We start from the raw sequence: 20,466 nt of genomic DNA on the forward strand, positions 1-20,466 counted from the left end.
CCTTAGTCGCCGGAGACATCCTTGGTCCGTATCGCTGGTCCCATCGTCGCCGTTGTGTTGCTGGCCGCCAATGTCGCCCAGGCGGACGAGTTCGTGCGCGCCGATTGCCGGAGCGTGATCGCGCCCAGCGCCGACCTTCGCTACGACACGCCCCAGCATGTCCGCTGGTACAAGCGCTTCTGGACAGGGAGCTGCGACGACCTGCCGACCTGCTTCCCGGGCCCGCCGAACTGGAACGACTATGTCGACAAGCTGCTGGCCAGGGGCGGCCCCAAGGCGCGGCCGATCCTGCTGCCCAAGGCCTGCCGTCTGGGTCAGCTGATCGGCCTGGAATGGTCACGAAGCAAGAAGATCAAGCGCATCACCAACGGCGATCTGAGGGCGTTCGACCGGCTGATCGAGACGTCCGGCGATCCCGTGCGCGGGGTGGACCTGGTCGAGGCCAAGGCGCGCACGATGACGACGCCGCGCTGACTCAAAGCCGTCGAATTTCTGCAACGGACGCGTCCTAGAACCGCTCCCACCCCCGGGGGAGCCAGTTCAGGAGCGTACCGATGACCCGACCCGCCGACCCCGCCATCGACGAAGCCGCCACGCCGGCGCGGGCTCGATCCGCTCGCGCCCTGGTCCAGGCGGTGCGCTGGCGCACTGGCCTGTCCCAGGCCGAGTTCGCCCATGTCTTCCACATCGACCTGACCCTGCTCGAGGACCTGGAGCACGGCGACGCCCGCCCTGACGCGGCCCTGACCGCCTATCTGCGGGTCATCGACCATGCGCCCGACGTCGTGCGTGAGGCGCTGGAGCGTTTCGACGCTTAGGCATGGTGTGCGTTCGGCCGGTCGCGATAGCGCCGGCCGAGACGCCTCCGGCCAGGCTAGGCCGTGACGAACTTGATCAGGGCCGACATGTTCTCGATGTAGGTCCCAGTCGAGATGCCGATCTTCGGCGTGTCGGTGATGTACGGCGAGGTGTCGGTGGCGTCGCCGACCCGGGTCTGGCTGAAGTCGCCCGGCGCCGGGGTGGGCGAGCCGTCGCCGATATACGGGTTGCTGGTCGCCTTCAGCTCGGTCGGCCACCAGCCTTCGCCGTTCAGGGCGGCGATCAGGCCGGCGGCCTTGTCGGGCGCAGCCTGGCCGGCGTCGGCCTTCAGCGTGCCGACATTCAGGTCCGAGACCGAGATGTCGCCGGTGGTGAAGTACTTGGGCAGCGCCTTGCGGCCGCCCTTCAGCGGCGAGGCCTTGCTGGCGACGTCCGGCGCGGTGGCCTTCAGCTTGGCCAGGCGCTTGCGCAAGCCCTCGACATTGACGGCTCGGAACGACGAGTAGTGGATCACCGTCTTCTCGGGGTTCTGGTCGTTGTAGTACTCGCCGTTGACGACGTTGCTGCCCTTGCGGTGGATGTACAGCGGCTTGCCCGTGCCGATCTGGATGAAGGTCGGGTAGGGGCGGCCCTTCTGAATTTCGGGCGTGACCTTGATGCTGTCCAGCCAGTCCAGCGCTTCGCCCAGGCGGGCCAGGAACTTCGGATCGCCCGTCAGCTCGTAGAAGTCCATGCAGGCGGCGATGTTGGCGCCGGTGGTGTGCGAGGCGAAGGCTTCCGGCTCGTAGGTGCGGGCGCCGGCCGGCTTCAGCGTGTCGACATGGTGCTGCAGGCCCCAGGCGGGCTGCGGCTGGGGCTGCTGGCAGAGCACGAAGCAGTCCATGGCCTTGCGGACCGCCGGCACGACGCGCGGGTCGCCCAGGGCCTGCCAGACCATGATCAGGAACTTGATGTTCTCACCGGCGACGTCGTCGTTGAAGGTGATGAAGCCAGTGTAGTCTTCCTTGCCGTGGTGGTGGAACTCGTTCTTCAGCGGGAAGCGCTGCGGCCAGCCGCCGACCGGGTACTGGCTGTCGAGGACGAACTGCAGGGCCTTGTCGAGCGACGGCTTGAAGCGCTTGTCCTTCTTCTCGACGTAGAGGCGCAGCATGAACTGCGAGCTCTCGGCCGTGCCGGCGTCGTCGAAGGTGGCGTTGCCGTAGTAGTGCTGGAATTCCTCGAGCCGCCAGCCGTTCTTGCCGATGGTGTCGTACCACTTCTTGATCGAGGCCTCGCCGGCCAGGTCGCCCAGATAGTTCCAGCCGCCGGCCGGATGCTGGATGGCGATCAGCGCCTCGCCGGCCTTGCAGGCGGCTTCGTAGTAATATTCGTCACCGGTGGCGTGATAGGCGTCCAGGAACAGGTGGCCCATGGTTGCCGTGCCGGGCGGCTGCACCCAGATCATCGTCGGGAAGGCTTCCATCTCGCCCCAGCGGCGCGAGAAGTCGGGCAGGTAGCTCCAGACATAGCCGCCGTTATAGGCGGCCTTCTCGACCATGAAGCGGGTGGCCTTCTTCATGGTGTCCAGCGCCGTGGCCTTGTCGGCAGCGGCCATGGCCTTCAGCGGCGTGAGCGCGCCGGCCGCGGCGAAGGCGGCGGCGGTGGTCGCCATCAGGCGGCGGCGGGAGATCGGGCTGAGCGGCATGGGGGTACTCCGGCTGGCGGAGGCTCGGATCGCCGGGCGGGAAAGGCAAGCCACAGGGGCGTTGCTTTGGCTTCCTCCCGGACCGGCAAGCGGCCCCGCCGTCTTGTGGCGACGACTTTCATGCACTTTGCTACCGGTGTCATGTCTTGACCATCCACTTTTTGCGACCGGTCACATGGAATTGGCGGGGCGCGACAGCCGGTCGCGGCAGGCCGTGCAATCCCTTGTGTGCAAGGAATTTGGGCGTGACGGGCATACCCAAATCGGGGCCTGCGACAGGCGGACGCGTTGCCTGAGGATCCGTGTTCGGCGAAACAGGCGCATCAGTTTTGAGGCGACGCCGCTGCGCTCGAAGTTAGCGCTGCCGACGCCGTCCTGTTGGGGAACAGGACGACGCCCCCGGATCCCAAGGGTCCGGGGGCGTTTTCATTTGGGCCTAGTCTTTGAATTTAACATTCTGTGACAATCGGGCGCACGCTATTCCTCGAACGACGTGCTCTGTGCGTCCAGCGGTCGCATGGTCTTCATGGTTAATCGCTGTAAACGTTTGCACATGGGGAATCGAAACGACCATCTGAGCGAAGCCGAGCGTCTCGAGCGTCAGGCCGAGATCGCCGATAGCGCACATGCCCGCGCGGCCTTGCTGCGCATGGCCCAGGCCTCGCGCGGTGCGGCGGCCGTCTTGGGCATGTTCGAGGCGTCGAACGACGACCTGCCGCTGAAGGCGCTGAACAGCTAGGCTTCGAGGCAGACGGCTACGCAGCGCCGCGCCAGTTCTTCTGTCGCATCCAGGAACGGGACCGACAGGTCCGACGCCGACAGCACCAGGGGCACCTCGGTGCAGCCGGCCACCACGCTCTGCGCGCCCTTGCCGACCAGACGATGGGCGAGGGCGGCCATGGTTTCGCGCGAGGCCTCGCCCAGATCGCCCTGCTTGATGCGATAGAGCAGAGCCATGAACTCGACCTGCTCGTGGTCGTCCAGCATCACCACTTCCAGCCCCATGTGCGAGAAGCGATCGCGGTAGAGGCCGAGCGCCAGGCTGGTGCCCAGCACGCCGACGATGCTCGCGCCCTTGGCCTGGGCGGCCAAGCCGGCGGTCTCCAACATGTCGACCAGCGGCAGACCCGACGCGCGGACCTCCTCGGCATAGGCGTGGGCGGTGTTGCAGGCGATGGCCAGCACCTGCGCCCCGCCGTCACGAAGTCCGGCGGCCATGGCCGCCAGCACCGGACCGGGATCAGAGGCGCCAACGTTGCGATCCGGAACGTGCGGATTGATGTCGACCAGCACCCTCAGGTGATCCTGCTCGCGCTTGACCGGCGTGGCGGCCTGCAGCTTGGCCAGGAAGTCCAGGGTGGCGGCCGGACCCATGCCGCCGAGGACGCCCAAAACCTTGCTCATCAGAGGGCGGGCTCCAGCACCGATTGATAGCCGAACAGGCCCTGGGCACCGCCGGTGTGCAGGAACACGACCCGCTCGCCCTTGAACGCTCCCTTGCCGGCCTGGTCGATCAGACCCTTCAGCGCCTTGCCGGAATAGACGGGGTCGAACAGCAGGCCCTCGGTGCGGGCCGCCAGGGCCAGGGCGTCGATCACGCCCTGGTCGACCAGGCCATAGCCTTCGCCGACATAGTCGCAGTCGGCCACGACCATCTCGCGCGTCACGCGGCCGGCCGCGCCGATCTTCTCAGCCGTGGCGACGGCCAGGTTGAAGACGTTCTCCTCCTGCTTGGCCTTGGGCGCGCGGACGCCGAAGCCCAGGATCGGGATGTCGACCGACAAGGCCGCGAAGCCGGCGACGAGGCCGGCGTGGGTGCCGGCGCTGCCGGTGGCGGTGACGAAGCGGTCGAACTTCAGGTCCATCTGGTCGGCCTGGACGACGAACTCGCGAGCGCAGTCGACATAGCCCAGGGCTCCGACCGTGTTCGAGCCACCGCCGGGAATGACATAGGGCTTGCCGCCGCGCTGGCGGACGCTGTCGGCGGTGGCTTCCAACTCGGCGACCATGTCCGTGCCGCCGGGGACGTAGCGGATCGCCGCGCCCATCAGCTTGTCGAGCAGGACGTTGCCGTTGCCCATGTAGTCGCTGGCCTTGGAGCCGGTGCGCTCCTCCAGAATCACTTCGGTCTTCAGGCCGAAGCGGGCGCCGGCGGCGATGGTCTGGCGGACGTGGTTGGACTGCACCGCGCCCTGGGTCACCAGGGTGTCGGCGCCTTGCTCCAGGGCTTCGCCGAGCAGGAACTCAAGCTTGCGGGTCTTGTTGCCGCCGCCGGCCAGGCCCGTGCAGTCGTCGCGCTTGACCCAGAGGTCGATGCCGAGCGCCGCGCCCAGGCGGGGCAGGGGCTCCAGCGGTGTCGGCAGGTGGGCGAAGCGGGCGCGGGGAAAGCGGGCGAGATGCATGACGCGACGGTTCCTGAGGGAGTCGTCGCCTCTGTTAGCACGACCAGCGTTCGGCGCGACGCCCTCTAGGGGTTGGAGGTGGGCGGATCGGCCGGAGGCCGCGCCGGGTTCAGGCGGGTCCTGGCGCGCTCCACCGCCCGGGCCCGAGCAGAGGGGCTCTGGTAGCGGTCCTTGACCAGCTCGATCAGCTCGTGAGGCGGCCGCGCGAGTCTGCCGCCGACCTCGTCACCGCCCAGGGGCATGTCGTCCAGCATGGCGACGATGTCCCGTGTGTGGCCTCTTGTGTCGCGGTCGGACTCGAAATCGTACCAGCCGCGCAGGGTTCGGCAGGTTTCATGCGGCAGGCGTGAACCGGTCCGCGCGATGCGAAGACAGACCACCTTGTCCGGCTGCGCCTTCAGGGCTTCGCCGAGCTGGGCCTCGATTTCCAGATCCGTGGGCACGACGCCGGGCCAGCGACGCGGCGCTTCGATGATGGCCGGATCGACGGTGTTGTCCTGTGGCGCGACTTGAGGCGCCTGGCCCGTCATGGCGAGGGCGACAGCCAGGGTGGCGAGCAGGGTCATGTCGTCCTCCGGGCCTAGACCGGCGGATCGATGGGCGCGGGCTTGCGGGCGGCGGCTTCGGCCTCAAGGCGGGCCTTGGCGCGGGCCTCGGCCATAGCGCGGTACTTCGGGCTCTGCAGTCGGGCGCGGATCAGCTGGACCAGCTCGGGCGGTGGTCCGGTCATGCCGCCGACGGGCGCATAGCCGCCCTTCGGACCCCGCAGGCGGGCCATGGTCCGCTGGGTTCCGCGCGAGTCTTCCAGGTCGAACCACTGTTGCAGCGAGCCGCAGTAGCCGCGCGGGATGCGCGTGCCGAACTCGGTCTTGCGCAGACACACCACCCGGCCCGGCTGATCCTTCACCAGCTGGTTCAGTTGCTTCTCGATCGCGCGGTCGCTGATCTGGGGCTTGCCGTTGCGATAGCTCTCGATAATCAGCGGTTCGACCATGTCGCTCTGGGGCGCGGCGTTCTGCGGCGCGACGTTCGGAACGGGCTGAGTGGTTTGTTCCGGAGCGGCGGCGAGAAGCGCGGCGGCGGCGAGGAATGCGAGCACTGGGATTTCCGGATCTAAGGGTGTGAGACAGGCGGCGTGGCGGGCGAGATCGATCGGCGGGACGCGGCGGACACGCGAGCGCGTTCGCGTTCCAGCGCCCGGGCCCGCACATTGGGGTTCTGATAGAGGTCCTTGACCGCTTCCATCAGCTCGTGCGGCGGCCCAGACTTGCCGCCGACCGGATCCTTGCCGCCTTCCGGCCGCATGACGAAGATGATGTCGGCGGTGTTGGCCTCGGTGTCGCGATCGGCCTCGAAGTCGTACCAACCTCGCAGCGTGCGGCACGCCGGTCGCGGCATCCGGCTGCCGGTCCGGACCAGGTTCAAGCAGACAACCTTGTCCGGCTGCGCCTCGACGGCGGCGTCCAGCTGCTTCCGGAGTTCCAGGTCCGAGGGCACGGGGCCGCCCCAACTCTTGCGCGGCTGGATGATCGTCGGCGCGACTTCATTGGTCTGTGGCGTTTCCGGCGGAGCGGCGACGGCCAGGGTCAGGGCGAACGCGGCGAAGGTAAGCATCGGCGAAGTTTCCGGGGGGCAGGGGTTCAGACCGGCGGCGTGGACGGCGACGCCTTCGAGCGCTCGGCCGCGTGGCGCAGACGTTCGCGTTCGAGGGCGCGAGCGCGGACTTCGGGGCTGCGGTAACGCGCCTTGATCATCTCGACCACCTCGTGAGGCGGCCCTGACAGGCCTCCGAACGGCGCGATGCCGGCGATCTTGGCGATGCGATCGTTGGTGTCGCGACCGTCCTCGTAATCGTACCAGCCCTGCAGGGTCCGGCATTCGCGCCCGGCCAGGCGCGTGCCGGTCCGGGCGAGGTCGACGCAGACCTTGAGGTCAGGTTGCTCCTTGACCAGGGCGTTCAGCTGCTGGGTGATTTCCTTGTCGCTCGGCACGACGCCGGGCCACCGCTTGGGCGCCTCGATGATCGCGGGATCGACCTCATTGGTCGCTGCGCCTTGCTGGGCCTGGGTTCCGGCCAGAAGCAGGGTGAGGGCGAGCGAAGCCAGCATGGATATCGCTCCTAGGGATTGGAGACGGGCGGTGTGGCCGGCGAGCGCGCCGCGCGGATGCGCGCCTGGGCGCGAACCTCCGCCCGGGCGCGGACGCTGGGCAGCCGGTAGCGCGCCTTGATCAGTTCGACGACCTCGTAGGGCGGGCCGTCCAGGCCTCCGACCGGCGATTTGTCCCCCGCGAGGGCTGCGATCCGGGCCTGGCTGTCGCGGTCGAATTCGAGATCGTACCAGCTCTGCAGCGTGCGGCAGTCGCCTTGCGACATGCGGGTGCCGATCTGCCTGAGCGGCACGCAGATCTTCAGGTCGGGCTGTTCCTTGACGAGCTGATTGAGCTGCTGGGTGATCTCAAGGTCGGAGGGGATGACCCCGGGCCACCGGCCCTTTGGCTGGACCACCGCAGGCGCCACCGTGTTGGGTTCCGCGGTGGTTTCCTGCGGCGCGCCCGACAGGGCCAGGGCGAAAGCGAGGTATAGCAACATCAACCAAGTCTCCCGATCCGTTCGGGAACAATCTTGGCTCAGTCGCCAAGTTCCGCAACCTCAAATTTATCGAACCAAAGTCCGCACGCTCAGGGCTGCTTCCATGTGAGCTTGCGACAGGTGGTGCTATAGTGATCGCACAAGGCCGGCCTCGAAGACCGGTCGCCATGGGAGGACGACATGACCAGAGCGATCCCCTTTGCCGCGCTCTGCGCGACCCTGTTGGCCGGCGCCGGAGTCGCCGGCGCTTCCACCCTCGTCATCGGCAGCGGCTCGGCCCAGGAGTGTTCCGACGCCGCGCTGAAAGGCCGGTCGGACAACCGGTCGGTGCTGGCCTGCACGACGGCGCTGGAGGTCGAGAACCTGAACTTCCGCGACCGCGCCCGGACCTATGTGAACCGTGGCGTGCTGCAGTTGCGCCAGCGCCAGTTTTCAGCCGCCCGCGCCGATTTCGACCAGGCCGCGGGCATCGATCCAAACCTCGGTGAAGCCTATGTGAACCGGGGCGCGACCTTCGTGGGCGAGGAGCGCTATCGCGAGGGCGTCGAGCAGATCGACAAGGGTCTGGCCCTGGGCGTCAAGGACCCCGAGAAGGCCTTCTTCAACCGGGGCTTGGCCAACGAAGGGCTGGGCGACCTGAAGTCGGCCTTCAAGGACTATTCCCGCGCGTCGGAGCTGAAACCCGAATGGACGGCGCCGAAGATCGAGTTGGCGCGTTTCACGGTCAAGCGGCCCTGACGCCCGAAGCGTCATCGGCCGTCTGGTGAAGAGGGTTCGATGACGCGCGCGGCGCTTCTACTGTCGGTCAGCCTGGCCGCCCTGGGCGGAGCGGGGTTCGCGCGCGCCCAGGACCTGCGGGACATTCAGGCCCGCAACGCCGCCGCCCATGCCCTGGAGGACGCGCGGCGCGATCTGCTGTCGAGCCAGATCGAGGTCTCGAACGCCAACGAGCGCGCTCGGACCGAGGTGCGGCTGCGGGACCTGTCGGCCCAGCGATCGGCGTCGACACGGTCGCTGACCGTCCCACCGCCCCGGACGATCGAGACGCCTGGGCAGCACGAGGCCGAACTTTCGGCGTCGGCCAGTCGTCTGGAACGCTTGACGCAAGAGGCTCTAGCCGAGAGCAATGCGCGTATGCGGGCGATCCGTCCCGCCAGCCAACGCAGGAATTGAGGGTCTCATGGAGTGGGAAGGCGGTCGCCGGTCCGGCAACATCGAGGACCGGCGTGGTCTGGGCCGCGTCGGCGTCGCCGGCGGGGGCATCGGGGCGGTGGTGCTGGCCGCCATCGGTTACTTCGTGTTCGGCATTGATCCGCGCACGACCATGGAGGCGACCCAAGGGCTGCAGCAGCCCGCCCAGCAGGAGGGCGTGCGCGGTGAGGTCACCGACAAGGACGGCCAGTTCGTCGATGTGATCGAGACATCGAACCGCCAGGTCTGGACGCCGATCTTCCGAAACGAGGGCGTCGACTACCGGCCGCCCGAGGCGATCGTGCTCTACAAGGAGGCCACCGGCACCGGCTGCGGCACGGGCCAGTCGGCCATGGGGCCGTTCTATTGTCCGGCCGACCAGAAGGTCTATCTGGACCTGTCGTTCTGGCAGGAGCTGGAAACCCGCTTCGGCGCCAAGGGCGAGTTCGCCCGCGCCTATGTGATCAGCCACGAAATCGGCCACCACGTGCAGCACCTGCTGGGCGCGGACCAGAAGGCCCGGCGCCTGGGCGCGCGCGGCGAGGAGAGCGGTTCGGTGCGGCTGGAGCTGCAGGCCGACTGCTACGCCGGGGTCTGGGCGGCCCATGCGGGCGAGGTTTCCGGCGGCAAGATCGTGATCAACCCGGCGGACATCGAGGACGGCCTGGGCGCCGCCGCCGCCGTGGGCGACGACACCATCCAGAAGCGCTCGCAGGGTCAGGTGGTCCCCGACAGCTTCACCCACGGCAGCAGCGCCCAGCGGATGCGGTGGTTCAACCGGGGCTACGAGCAGGGCGATCCTTCGGCGTGCGATACGTTCAAGGCTTCGCGGCTCTAGAGTAACCAAACTCGTTCACCCGGCGTCAGGGGCGTCTTGGCATCCTCTTGGTTGAGTTGGAGCCAGGAACGATGTCCTCGACATCCACCTTCGGCCGCCGCGCGGCCCCGCCCGCCGTCCAGGCTCGCGCCTGGGCGCCGCCTCCGCCGCGCATGACGCTGAGCGCGGCGGCGATCGATGAGCGGCGCTTCGACAAGACGCCCTATCTCAGCATCGGCCTGCTGACGCTGCTGGCCCTGATCTTCATCTTCCAGCCGACCGCCGGCCTGCCGATGGGCCCAGGCATGGAGATGAGCCTCCACAACCTGATGGCCGTCGGCGGTTCCAGCCGCTCGCTGGTGTTCGAGCACGGCGAGTGGTGGCGGGTCTTCACCGCCCCGCTGCTGCACGCCAACCTCGCCCACATCGTCGGCAATGCGGTGGTCATGGCCTTTGCGGCGATCACCCTGGAGCGGGTGGTGGGCCGCTCGTGGCTGGCGGCGGCGTTCGTGGTTTCGGGCCTGGGCGGTTCTGCCGCCTCGCTGCTGCTGAACCGGCAGGACGTGGTGTCCGTCGGCGCGTCCGGGGCGATCATGGGCCTGCTGGCCATGATCCTGATGTGCAGCCTGCATCCGGCGATGCACCAGCACGCCAAGCGGCTGCGCTGGATCACCCTGCGCCTGTTCATCCCGTCATTGATCCCGTTCGGCGCGGCCCTGGGCTCGACGACGGACTACAACGCCCACATGGGCGGCGCGGTCGCCGGCGGCGTGCTGGGCTTCGTCCTGCTGGCCACCTGGGACGAGCAGTCGGAGAACCCGCGCCAGAGCCGCCTGCTATGGATCGTCGGCGGCGCCGGTCTGGCCCTGGCCGTGCTGGCCTTCGCCCTGATCGTCCCGCGCCACCAGAGCTATATCGAGCGCGGCCGGCCGCTGATCCCGGACTTCATGCTGCCGGACAAGGGCTGGGCGGCGGAGCCCCAGGCCAGGGCGCTGGTGCAGGCCTATCCCCACGACCCGCGCGGCCGCCTGCAACTGGCCCACGCCTATGTCGAGGTCGACAACTACGTGAACGCCGAGCGGGAGATCCGCCAGGCGCTGACCGAGCGGGCGCTGCTGCGCGACCTGTCGCCGGACCTGGAGATCGTGCTGCGCAACTACCTCGTGGGCGTCCTGGCAGCCCAGGAACGGATCGCCGAGGCCGAGCGCGAGGCCCAGCCCCTGTGCAAGCTGCGCCCCACGAGCCGTGACCTGAAGGAGATGGATCGCCGTCTCCGCGACGCCGGTCTCTGCGCGAAGATCTGATCGACTTCGGGACCTGACCTACTTCGGAGAAACGTGGGCGATCAGCTGGATCTCGACGATGCCGCCGGGCGCCAGCAGGCCCGTGGTTCCGACGGCGGTCCAGGCCGGGTTCGGGCCCTTGATGAACTCGCTCTTCACGGCGTTGATCATGTTGATCTGCTCCCAGCGCGGGGCGGGCTGATCGGGGCCTTCCCAGACGTGGAAGCTGTTGATCATCGCCACGTCGTCGAACGTGGCGCCCGACGCCTTGAGGATGGTGTCCAGCTGGGTGAAGGCGCGGCGGACCTGCTTCTTGAAGGACTCGGGGTCGGTGCCCTCATCCTTGCCCCGGCCGACGATGACGCCCGAGATGTACAGCGTGTCGCCGACGCGTCGGGCCGGAGCGTACCTGATCTCGTCATACGACTTCTGGGACCGCGCGGTCGGGATGATCACCTCGCCGCCGGAGGCGGGGATTTTCTTGGGGTAGGTCTCCTGGGCCAAGGCGGGCGTGGCGATGAGGGCGCACAGAAGGGGCAGGGCGAGGCGGCGGAAGGCCATGGGCGAGCTCCGGAAGAACGGTGGTCTTCGGATCGCGTGCCGGCCTGTCGGCGGCAAGTGAAATAACCGTCACCCGGTGGGGCGGTCGACCAAGTTGGCGCAAGGCGCGACGAACAGGTTGGCTCGTCGGACGTCACCCTCGCTCTTGACCTGCGCGGCAACCGGCCTAGTGTCCCGCCATTGTTCACCGGGGGGTCGCTCGCGCGGCTGAGATTGGGCTTTGGCCCTGACCCGTAGAACCTGATCCGGGTCATGCCGGCGAAGGGAGGGAACGCGGTCGGAGCGCCAGAAGCCCGTCCGTAAACCGACTCAAGCGCGACACGTCCGGGTCTCCTTAAAGCCGAAGGAGCGCCCGACTATGAATATCCAGACCACCATCAAATCCGTGGCCGAGACCATCTCGACCGGCCCCATCCCTGGTTCGCGCAAGGTCTATCAGGCCGGCGAACTGTTCCCCGACATCCGCGTGCCGTTCCGCGAGGTGGCCGTCCACCCGTCGGCCAACGAGCCGCCGGTGACGATCTACGATCCCTCGGGTCCGTACAGCGATCCGACCGTGGCCATCGACATCGAGAAGGGCCTGCCGCGCACCCGCGAGGCCCTGGTGGTGGCGCGCGGCGACGTCGAGATCGTCACCGACCGTCGCCAGGTGAAGCCCGAGGACAACGGCTTCGCCCAGGGCAAGCACCTGGCCCCCGAGTTCCCCGATCAAGGTCGCACCATCTACCGCGCCAAGCCCGGCAAGCTGATCACCCAGCTGGAATACGCCCGCGCCGGGATCATCACGGCCGAGATGGAATATGTCGCCATCCGCGAGAACCTGCGCCGCGAGCAGAACCGCCCTTGCGTGCGCGACGGCGAGGACTTCGGCGCCTCGATCCCCGACTTCGTGACGCCCGAGTTCGTGCGCCAGGAAATCGCCCGTGGCCGCGCCATCATCCCAGCCAACATCAACCACGGCGAGCTGGAGCCGATGGCGATCGGCCGCAACTTCCTGGTCAAGATCAACGCCAACATCGGCAATTCGGCGGTGCTCTCGACCGTCGCCGACGAGGTCGACAAGCTGGTCTGGGCCACGCGCTGGGGCGCCGACACGGTCATGGACCTGTCGACCGGCCGCAACATCCACAACATCCGCGACTGGATCATCCGCAATTCCAGCGTCCCGATCGGCACGGTGCCGATCTACCAGGCGCTGGAGAAGGTCAACGGCGTGGCCGAGGACCTGAACTGGGAGGTCTTCCGCGACACCCTGATCGAGCAGTGCGAGCAGGGCGTCGACTACTTCACCATCCACGCCGGCGTGCGCCTGCCGTTCATCCCGATGACGGCCAAGCGGGTCACCGGCATCGTTTCGCGCGGCGGCTCGATCATGGCCAAGTGGTGCCTGGCCCACCACAAGGAGAACTTCCTCTACGAGCGCTTCGAGGACATCTGCGAGATCATGCGCGCGTACGACGTGTCGTTCTCGCTGGGCGACGGCCTGCGTCCGGGCTCGACGGCTGACGCCAATGACGAGGCCCAGTTCTCGGAACTGCGCACCCTGGGCGAGCTGACCAAGGTGGCGTGGAAGCACGGCGTCCAGGTGATGATTGAAGGGCCGGGCCACGTGGCCATGCACAAGATCAAGGCCAACATGGACGAGCAGCTGAAACACTGCCACGAGGCCCCGTTCTACACCCTCGGCCCGTTGACCACGGATATCGCGCCTGGCTACGACCACATCACCTCGGCCATCGGCGCGGCGATGATCGGCTGGTTCGGCACGGCGATGCTCTGCTACGTCACGCCCAAGGAGCACCTGGGCCTGCCGGACCGCGACGACGTCAAGACCGGCGTCATCACCTACAAGCTGGCCGCCCACGCCGCCGACCTGGCGAAGGGGCACCCGGGCGCGGCCATGTGGGACGACGCCATCAGCCGCGCGCGCTTCGAGTTCCGCTGGGAGGACCAGTTCAACCTGGGCCTGGACCCCGAGACCGCCCGCAAGTTCCACGACGAGACCCTGCCGAAGGAGGCGCACAAGACCGCCCACTTCTGCTCGATGTGCGGCCCCAAGTTCTGCTCGATGAAGATCAGCCAGGAAGTTCGCGACTTCGCGGCCGGGATCGCGCCGAACGCCGAGTTGGGCATGGCGCAGATGAGCGAGAAGTTTAAAGAGCAGGGGTCCGAGATTTACCTGAAGACGGAGTCGTGATGCTGACCGTGATGATGTTCCTGGCTGGGCTGCAAGCCGCCCCGGCCGCCGACCCGTTGGCTCCGGCCCACGCCGGCAAGCAGCAGTGCCAAGCGCCCAACGCGGCTGCGAAGTCGTGCCGTTCGCTGGCGAGCTATACGTTCGCCGCTGATGGTTCGATCTCGAACCGGGCCGAGGTCCTGCTGGCGCCGCAGATGGGCCTGATCATGACCGTGACCTCCCCGGTCGCGGTAAAGAACGGCGCGGTCTGCGGCGCGCTGACGGGTCTGGACCAGGCGACGTTCGTCATGAACGGCCAGCCGGTCGATCAGCCGACGACCGAAGCCATCCGCCAGCAAGTGGGCCAGGCGATGGTCTCCATGATCGGCAAGGAGATCTGCACGACCTACAAGTCGGACGGCGAAGGCCTCCTTGCCGAAGCCACGATCGGCGGCGAGCCCGCGCCCGGCGGAGCTCAAAAGGTGATCTGGGTGGCTCCGGCGGACGGCTACAAGGTCGCGCCCTGACGGCCATCCAGGCGGTCCGCCCGAAGGCGTCCTGGTGATTTCGCTGGCGCGACGGTGGAGACATCTCCACCGTCGCGGCCATGAAAGCCCTGAGTCTCCTGGCGGCCGTCGCCGCCCTGTCCGTCGCCTCGCCGGTCCTGGCCGAGAGTCCGTTCTGGCCGGTGCAGCCGACCAAGGGCGGACCCGTCGCTGCTGAGCTGAACGGGGCCTGGAAGGCGCGCGGCTATGGCTGGATCGTGCTGTTCGGGCCGGAGGGCGCGCAGCTGTTCCAGACCGCCGGCGGGGCCTGCTATCCGGACCCGCGCCGGGAGTCTGATCCCGACGGCGTGATGACCCAGTGGCGGCCGGAAGGGCAGGGGGCGATCAGCCTGACGGGCGATCCGTCCGGCACGCGCTACATGTTCGACAAGCTGCCGGGTCTGCCAACCAACTGCATCGCCGCGGCGGCCTGGACGCCCGACCGCATCGTCGCCTTCGCCGCCGACACCTTCGCCGAGCTCTATCCGCGCTCGGCCGAACGCAAGCTGGACTGGCCGGCGCGCAAGGCCGCGGCCCTGGCCCAGGTCTCGCCGACCGCCACCGACTTCCAGCTCTGGACGGCGCTGTCGAGCCTGATCGCGGGCCTCGACGATCCGCATGTCGAGCTGCACGGCATGGTCGGCGGCGCGCGTCGGGACCTCGAGCCGGGCGAGTCCCCGACCCTGATCCGCGTCCACGCCGCCGATCCGGCCGGCGACGAAAAGGCCTGGCTGCAGGCCTATCGCGACGGGATCCTGACCCAGGTCCTGGAAGGCCGAGGCCGGCAGGCCGCCAACAACCGGATCTTCTGGGGGCGCGTCGGCGACATCGGCTATCTGAACCTCGTCACCATGGGCGCCTTCGCCCGCAACACCCCGCCGGACGATCCTCGGCCCCTGGACGTGGCCCTCGACGAGGCGATGACCGCGTTTTCGGGCGCCAAGGCGGTGATCGTCGACGTCAGCAACAACCGGGGCGGCTACGACACCATCAGTCTGCGGGTCGCCGCCCGCTTCACCGACCGGCCGCAGACGGCCTACTCGAAGGTCGGCGTCGGGGCCAAGGCCGCGCCGCAGCCTGTCCGCGTCGAGCCCGCCAGCCGACCCAGCTTCACGGGGCCGGTCTACCTGGTCACCAGTGACGTCACGGTCAGCGCCGGCGAGACCTTCACCCTGATGATGAAGGCCCTGCCGAACGTGAAGCAGGTGGGCGCGACCACGCGCGGGGCGTTCTCGGACCAGGTGCCCAAGCCGTTGCCCAACGGGTGGGCCTTCGCCCTGCCGGCCGAACTCTACAAAGGGCCGAAGGGCGAGGAGCTGGAGGGCAGGGGCCTGGCGCCCGACACGCCGCTGGCGGTGTTCCCGGAAAACGATCTGAATGGTGGACACGCCAAGGCGATCCGGGCCCTGATCGAGAAAATTCGCCAACCTGGCGGCTAGGCTGTCGGAACTTCGCTCCGCCGAACGTCCTTGGTCCGTCAACGACGCAAAAAGGAGGACGTCATGGCCTATGTCGACGGTTTCGTGGTCCCGGTTCCGAAGGACAAGTTGGACGCCTACAAGGCGCTGGCCCAGAAGGGGGCCGAGGTCTGGATGGAGCACGGCGCCCTGTCCTACGTGGAGTGCGTCGCCGAGGACGCGCCCTATGGCGAGGTCACCTCTTTCCCGCGCGCGGTCCAGCTGACCGAGGACGAGGTCGTGATCTTCTCGTGGATCACCTACACCGACCGCGCCAGCCGCGATGCGGTCATGGCCAAGGTGATGGCCGACGAGCGCCTGAAGGCCGACATGGCCAGCATGCCGTTCGACGGCAAGCGGATGATCTTTGGCGGCTTCCAGGCGTTCCTGGAACGTTAATCATCTCAAGGTTGCGTCGCTCGCGCGGAGGTCCGGCGAGCGACGCCTAAATCTCGCCATTTGGGACGCGCCGCGACACGAGCGCGCACTTTGTTTCTCATTTGTAACATCATTTCCCGAGCAACATGTCGTCGCCGAAAATGTGACGATATTTCAATGCTTGAGCCCGATATCGGCGTTCCGAGACACACCACTGTGTGGTTTATGCTGCATTGCGTTTTGTTAATTCCGGAGGGCGTTGCCGCGCGCGTCGCAGGCCCGTAAGGAGCAGCAACCCAGCGTTGGCGCCATGAATGCCGACGTTCCTGTCACTCGTGTTTTCGTGGGCCTGTATGACCCTTTCGACCGTGCTCCTCTATGGGCTGGCCGCCGCCTCGCTCGACCCCACCGGCGCTACCGCCTCGCCGCCGCCACCGGCCGTGATTCCGGCCGCCGTGGTCGCCGAGGACGACCAGAAGAAGCCGCAGAAGGACGACGGTCCCAACGAGGTCGACGGCCTGGTGATCAAGGCCGACCCGCGCGGCAAGGTCGAGGGCAATATCGAGCCCGAGATCGAGCTGAATGAGGAAGAGATCAAGAGCTTCGGCGCCGGTTCGATCGGCGAGCTCCTGACCATGCTGACGCCCCAGACGACCAGCACGCGCGGCCGCGACGGCGGCGGTGGGCCGGTGATGCTGGTCAATGGTCGCCGCATCTCGGGCTTCCAGGAGATCCAGGGCATTCCGCCGGAAGCCATCGAGCGCTTCCAGGTGCTGCCGGAGGAAGTCGCGCTCAGCTACGGCTACAAGGCCGACCAGCGCGTCGTGAACATCATCCTGAAGAAGAACTACAACGCCACCCAGCTCCAGGCGGCCGTGAACGTCGCCACGGACGGCGGCCGCGCCTCGCCCAGCGGCGGCGGCAATCGCGTGCACATCGACGGCGACAAGCGCTGGAACGTCGACGTCCAGGTCTCGCACGATCCCTATCTGATGGAGCGCGACCGCGACATCGTCCGCTCGCCCAACGGCCAGCCGTTCGATCTGGTCGGCAACATCAGCGGCCTGAACGGCGGCGAGATCGATCCGGCCCTGTCGGCCGCCGCGGGCAGCGTCGTCACGACCGCTGGCGTCCCGGACGCCGCCCAGGCCGGCAAGGCCAGCCTCTCGGCCTTCACGCCGCTGGCCGGCCGCTACAACATCGACGACCTGACGGCCAACCGCTCGCTGATCTCCAAGTCCGACCGCGCCACCCTGCGCGGCTCGATGAGCCGGGACCTGAACAAGACCACCCAGCTGACCGTCACCGGCAACCTGGAAGACAGCAGCAGCCACGCCCTGCTGGGCCTGCCGGGCGTGACCTTCACCTTGCCGGCCGGCAGCCCGTTCTCGCCGTTCGCCAAGGCGGTGACCGGCTACCGCTACATCGAGGCGCCGGGCGCCCTGTCTCGCGACGTCGACACCCTGCGCACCCAGCTCAGCATGGCCGCCAACGGCCGGATCAAGGACTGGCGCTGGAACCTGACCGGCGACTTCGACCGCACCAAGACCGACACCACGACGGGCCGGGGGCTGGACGCCTCGGGCTTCCTGGCGGCGGTCGCGGCCGGCGATCCGACCGTCAATCCGTTCGGGACCATCGCGTCGAACCTCTACAAGGCCGTCGCGCCGGACACCGCCCACTCGGTCTCGACCTCGGCCAGCGCCGAGCTGGTGCTGAACGGCGCGCTGTTCCAGCTGCCGGCGGGCGCGCTGCAGACGACGTTCAAGGTCGGCGCCGATACCCGCGGCCTCGACTCCAAGACCGTGCGCTCGGGCGTGACCACGACGCGGGACATCACCCGCACGCGTGAGAACTTCCAGAGCAGCTTCAACCTGCCGATCACCAGCACGCGCAACAACGTCCTGGCCAAGGCGGGCGACCTCTCGGCCAACTTCAACTTCGGCTACGAGGACCTGTCGGACCTGGGCGGGCTGACCACCCTGGGCGGCGGCATGAACTGGTCGCCGATCAAGAAGATCACCTTCATCGCCAGCTATACTGACGAGGAGGGAGCGCCCTCCACGAACCAGATCAACGACCCGACCGTGGTGACGCCGAACGTCTCGGTGTTCGACTTCACGACGGGCCAGACCGTGATCATCACCCGCACCGATGGCGGCAATCCGAACCTGCGCAACGACAATCGCCAGGTCAGCAAGTTCGGCGTGAACTTCAAGCCGATCGACACGCTGGAACTGACGTTCAACGGCACCTACACGCGGTCCGAGACCAAGAACATGATCTCGGGCTTCCCGGCGATCACGCCGGACCTGGAGCGCGCGTTCCCGGAGCGGTTCACCCGTGACGCCGGTGGCCGCCTGCTGGCCATCGATGCTCGACCGGTGAACTTCGCCAGCGCCGAGGCCGAGAACATCCGCTGGGGCTTCAACCTGTTCAAGCCGATCGGCCAGCCCACGCCGGGCGCGGCGGGTCCTGGCGGTCCCGGCGCCCCGGGCGGCGGTCGTGGTCCTGGCGGCGGTCCGGGTGGCGGCGGCGGCATGATGCGCTTCGGCGGCGGCCCGGGTGGCGGCGGCGGCGGCGGCGGGATGATGATGGGCGGCGGCCGTCCCGGTCAGGGCATGCTGCAGCTGTCGGTCTACCACACCTGGCGCCTGACCGATGAGCTGAGCATCCGCAAGGGCCTGCCGGTCCTGGATCAGCTGGACGGCTCGGCGATCAATTCGCGCAGCGGCCAGGCGCGTCACGAGGTGCAGGCCCAAGGCGGCTATTTCAAAGACGGCCTGGGCGTGCGCTTCAACGCCAACTGGAAAGACAAGACCTGGGTCAATGGCGGCGCGACCGGCGGTCAGACCCTGTTCTTCTCCGACCTGGCCACCCTGGACATCAACCTGTTCGCCAACTTCAGCGTCCCGGCGCGCAAGAAGCTGGTCGACAAGTACCCGATCCTGAAGGGCGTTCAGGCGTCGCTGAACTTCAACAACATCCTCGACACCAAGCAGACGGTCCGCGACCAGAACGGCGCCACGCCGCAGGCCTATCAGAAGGACTATCTGGATCCGCTGGGCCGTACGGTGCGCATCGGCTTCCGCAAGCTGCTCTAGGCCTTGCAAGGACGGGTGGGGGAGACCTCAACCCGTCCTTAAGCTGTAGGGCGCAGGCTTCTCGCCTGAACGGCCGCATCGGCCGGATGGAGACCGTCATGGCGATCATGACTTCCAGCACCCGCCGCACCGGCGACCACTTCGAACCCAGCGATGTCGATCCCCAGGTCCAGCGCCGCCTGCGCGGCTATCTGGAACAGATCGACTACACCGCCTTCGCCTCGAACAAGGCGGTGCTGGGCGCAACTATCCCCCATACCGATGGCGAGCGCTTCCAGCGCTTGGCCGTCGCCGTCGCCACCGCCCGCGCCAAGTGGGTGACCGAGGCGGCCTCCATGGCCGACGCTGGCGCATCCCTCTCCGAGAGCCAGGTCGCGCGTCTGGCCCACCTGCGCTCGGCCTTCGAGGAGCTGTCGGCGGTCTACGAGGCCACGCGACGGATGGTCGAGCGGGGCTATATCGCCTACCGGTCCCCCCAGGGGTAATTTACCCGGACGATATTGACTCTTGATTTCGTCCGGGTAAAAGGCGGGTCAGGAGGTTCGCCATGTCCGGACGCAAAGCGCTGCTGCGCGCATACAAGGAACGCAAGGTCGAGGCCGGCATCTATGCCGTGCGCTGCGCCGCGACCGGCGAGGTGTGGGTCGGCGCCGCGCCAGACCTGTCCAACCGCCAGAACGGCGTCTGGTTCTCGCTGCGGCTGGGGTCGCATCGCGAGCCGAGCCTGCAGGCGGCCTGGACTGCCCACGGCGCCGACGCCTTCGCCTTCGAAGCCATCGAGGCGGTGGATCTCGAGGGCTTGGACAGGTTCGGGCGCGACAGCCGACTGAAGGAGCGTCGCGGTCATTGGATCGAGACGCTGAACGCCAAGGGACTGATGTGATGGACGGACAGTTTGTGGTCTTCCACGGCGCGACGCGCGTGGCGGTCGGCTCGCGCCTGGAAGCGGCCCTGGCGGCGCAGCGCCTGTCTGGCGAGATCGGCGTCCTGATCTTCGGTCCCGATGGCCGCGGCGTGGATTTCGACCTCAGTGGCGGGCCGGACGCCCTGGCTCGGCGCCTAGCCGAGCCGGCCGATGCGCCACGTGGGCGTGGACGGCCGAAGCTGGGCGTCGTGGCGCGTGAAGTGACCCTGCTGCCGCGTCACTGGGACTGGCTGGCCAGCCAGCCGGGCGGCGCCTCGGTGGCGCTGCGCAAGCTGGTCGAGGCCGCCCGCCGGGAGAGCGAAGGCCCCGACCGCATCCGTGCGGCCCGCGAGGCGGCCTATCGTTTCGCCTCGGCGATCGGCGGCAATCTGCCAGACTTCGAGGAGGCGATGCGGGCCCTGTTCGCCGGCGACGACGCGGGCTTCGAGGCGAGAATCGAGGCTTGGCCGGCCGATATCGCCGCTCAGCTGCGGACCTACGCGGCCGAAGCCTTCGGTCCGGACATGACGGAGGTTTAAGCGGCGGATCGCGGAG

At 68.0% G+C, this 20,466-nt stretch carries 24 protein-coding genes and 1 riboswitch; of the genes, 15 read left to right on the forward strand and 9 right to left on the reverse strand.

Annotation, left to right across the window (positions count from 1 at the left end; translation table 11 throughout):
• Window positions 1-21 precede the first annotated feature (21 nt).
• Complete coding sequence (locus tag AC07NN_RS13660) at window positions 22-474, forward strand: hypothetical protein (protein ID WP_494641562.1); 453 nt, start codon at window positions 22-24, stop codon at window positions 472-474.
• Window positions 475-554: 80 nt separating this feature from the next.
• Window positions 555-818, forward strand: a complete 264-nt coding sequence (locus AC07NN_RS13665) for a helix-turn-helix domain-containing protein (RefSeq protein ID WP_494641564.1) — start codon at window positions 555-557, stop codon at window positions 816-818.
• Window positions 819-874: 56 nt separating this feature from the next.
• Here AC07NN_RS13665 and AC07NN_RS13670 read toward each other — a convergent pair whose 3' ends face one another.
• On the reverse strand, window positions 875-2,503 hold the full coding sequence (locus tag AC07NN_RS13670) for a pectate lyase (protein WP_494641566.1): 1,629 nt from the start codon (window positions 2,501-2,503) through the stop codon (window positions 875-877).
• A gap of 553 nt (window positions 2,504-3,056) precedes the next feature.
• On the opposite strand from AC07NN_RS13670, the gene AC07NN_RS13675 reads away from it, so the two are divergent.
• Entirely contained in the window at window positions 3,057-3,242 is a 186-nt protein-coding gene (locus tag AC07NN_RS13675) for a hypothetical protein (RefSeq protein ID WP_494641568.1), read from the forward strand.
• Here the strand turns inward: AC07NN_RS13675 and cuyB are convergent.
• The 7 genes from cuyB to AC07NN_RS13710 all read right to left on the reverse strand — a co-directional run bounded on the left by cuyB (window position 3,239) and on the right by AC07NN_RS13710 (window position 7,495).
• A complete protein-coding gene (gene cuyB, locus AC07NN_RS13680; protein ID WP_494641570.1) occupies window positions 3,239-3,907 on the reverse strand; it encodes a cysteate racemase in 669 nt (222 codons plus the stop codon). The genes AC07NN_RS13675 and cuyB overlap by 4 nt on opposite strands.
• On the reverse strand, window positions 3,907-4,905 hold the full coding sequence (gene cuyA, locus AC07NN_RS13685; RefSeq protein ID WP_494641572.1) for a D-cysteate sulfo-lyase: 999 nt from the start codon (window positions 4,903-4,905) through the stop codon (window positions 3,907-3,909). The genes cuyB and cuyA overlap by 1 nt, the downstream gene beginning before the upstream one ends.
• A gap of 65 nt (window positions 4,906-4,970) precedes the next feature.
• Window positions 4,971-5,471, reverse strand: a complete 501-nt coding sequence (locus tag AC07NN_RS13690; RefSeq protein WP_494641574.1) for a hypothetical protein — start codon at window positions 5,469-5,471, stop codon at window positions 4,971-4,973.
• A 14-nt stretch (window positions 5,472-5,485) separates the two neighbouring features.
• Window positions 5,486-6,004, reverse strand: coding sequence for a hypothetical protein (locus tag AC07NN_RS13695; protein ID WP_494641576.1), 519 nt, complete (start codon window positions 6,002-6,004; stop codon window positions 5,486-5,488).
• A 14-nt stretch (window positions 6,005-6,018) separates the two neighbouring features.
• Complete coding sequence (locus tag AC07NN_RS13700) at window positions 6,019-6,519, reverse strand: hypothetical protein (RefSeq protein ID WP_494641578.1); 501 nt, start codon at window positions 6,517-6,519, stop codon at window positions 6,019-6,021.
• A gap of 26 nt (window positions 6,520-6,545) precedes the next feature.
• On the reverse strand, window positions 6,546-7,013 hold the full coding sequence (locus AC07NN_RS13705) for a hypothetical protein (RefSeq protein WP_494641580.1): 468 nt from the start codon (window positions 7,011-7,013) through the stop codon (window positions 6,546-6,548).
• A gap of 11 nt (window positions 7,014-7,024) precedes the next feature.
• Window positions 7,025-7,495, reverse strand: a complete 471-nt coding sequence (locus tag AC07NN_RS13710; protein ID WP_494641582.1) for a hypothetical protein — start codon at window positions 7,493-7,495, stop codon at window positions 7,025-7,027.
• Between the two features lie 180 nt (window positions 7,496-7,675).
• On the opposite strand from AC07NN_RS13710, the gene AC07NN_RS13715 reads away from it, so the two are divergent.
• From AC07NN_RS13715 to AC07NN_RS13730, 4 genes are all read left to right on the forward strand, one after another.
• Window positions 7,676-8,233 (forward strand): tetratricopeptide repeat protein, encoded by a 558-nt coding sequence (locus AC07NN_RS13715; protein ID WP_494641584.1) that lies wholly within the window; start codon window positions 7,676-7,678, stop codon window positions 8,231-8,233.
• Between the two features lie 39 nt (window positions 8,234-8,272).
• Entirely contained in the window at window positions 8,273-8,668 is a 396-nt protein-coding gene (locus tag AC07NN_RS13720; protein WP_494641586.1) for a hypothetical protein, read from the forward strand.
• Window positions 8,669-8,675: 7 nt separating this feature from the next.
• Window positions 8,676-9,524: a KPN_02809 family neutral zinc metallopeptidase gene (ypfJ, locus tag AC07NN_RS13725; protein WP_494641588.1), complete on the forward strand. Its 849-nt coding sequence runs from the start codon at window positions 8,676-8,678 to the stop codon at window positions 9,522-9,524.
• A gap of 71 nt (window positions 9,525-9,595) precedes the next feature.
• Complete coding sequence (locus AC07NN_RS13730; RefSeq protein WP_494641590.1) at window positions 9,596-10,807, forward strand: rhomboid family intramembrane serine protease; 1,212 nt, start codon at window positions 9,596-9,598, stop codon at window positions 10,805-10,807.
• Between the two features lie 18 nt (window positions 10,808-10,825).
• Here the strand turns inward: AC07NN_RS13730 and AC07NN_RS13735 are convergent, their stop codons facing one another.
• A complete protein-coding gene (locus tag AC07NN_RS13735; RefSeq protein WP_494641592.1) occupies window positions 10,826-11,347 on the reverse strand; it encodes a RidA family protein in 522 nt (173 codons plus the stop codon).
• 178 nt (window positions 11,348-11,525) lie between these two features.
• Window positions 11,526-11,631, forward strand: a riboswitch (TPP riboswitch).
• 74 nt (window positions 11,632-11,705) lie between these two features.
• Here AC07NN_RS13735 and thiC point away from each other — a divergent pair.
• The 8 genes from thiC (at window position 11,706) to AC07NN_RS13775 (ending at window position 20,450) form a co-directional block, all read left to right on the forward strand.
• Window positions 11,706-13,544, forward strand: coding sequence for a phosphomethylpyrimidine synthase ThiC (thiC, locus tag AC07NN_RS13740; RefSeq protein WP_494641593.1), 1,839 nt, complete (start codon window positions 11,706-11,708; stop codon window positions 13,542-13,544).
• Window positions 13,544-14,050: a hypothetical protein gene (locus AC07NN_RS13745; RefSeq protein WP_494641595.1), complete on the forward strand. Its 507-nt coding sequence runs from the start codon at window positions 13,544-13,546 to the stop codon at window positions 14,048-14,050. The genes thiC and AC07NN_RS13745 overlap by 1 nt, the downstream gene beginning before the upstream one ends.
• A gap of 80 nt (window positions 14,051-14,130) precedes the next feature.
• The gene (locus AC07NN_RS13750; protein WP_494641597.1) at window positions 14,131-15,507 is read left to right on the forward strand and encodes a S41 family peptidase; all 1,377 of its coding nucleotides are present in this window, start codon (window positions 14,131-14,133) and stop codon (window positions 15,505-15,507) included.
• A 63-nt stretch (window positions 15,508-15,570) separates the two neighbouring features.
• A complete protein-coding gene (locus AC07NN_RS13755; protein WP_494641599.1) occupies window positions 15,571-15,924 on the forward strand; it encodes a DUF1428 domain-containing protein in 354 nt (117 codons plus the stop codon).
• A gap of 332 nt (window positions 15,925-16,256) precedes the next feature.
• A complete protein-coding gene (locus AC07NN_RS13760) occupies window positions 16,257-19,007 on the forward strand; it encodes a TonB-dependent receptor (RefSeq protein ID WP_494641601.1) in 2,751 nt (916 codons plus the stop codon).
• A 98-nt stretch (window positions 19,008-19,105) separates the two neighbouring features.
• Window positions 19,106-19,492: a hypothetical protein gene (locus tag AC07NN_RS13765; RefSeq protein WP_494641603.1), complete on the forward strand. Its 387-nt coding sequence runs from the start codon at window positions 19,106-19,108 to the stop codon at window positions 19,490-19,492.
• 62 nt (window positions 19,493-19,554) lie between these two features.
• Entirely contained in the window at window positions 19,555-19,890 is a 336-nt protein-coding gene (locus AC07NN_RS13770) for a GIY-YIG nuclease family protein (RefSeq protein WP_494641604.1), read from the forward strand.
• Entirely contained in the window at window positions 19,890-20,450 is a 561-nt protein-coding gene (locus AC07NN_RS13775; protein WP_494641606.1) for a DUF2239 family protein, read from the forward strand. The genes AC07NN_RS13770 and AC07NN_RS13775 overlap by 1 nt, the downstream gene beginning before the upstream one ends.
• Window positions 20,451-20,466 lie beyond the last annotated feature (16 nt).

The sequence above is a fragment of the Caulobacter sp. GW821-FHT09H08 genome (assembly GCF_059415885.1).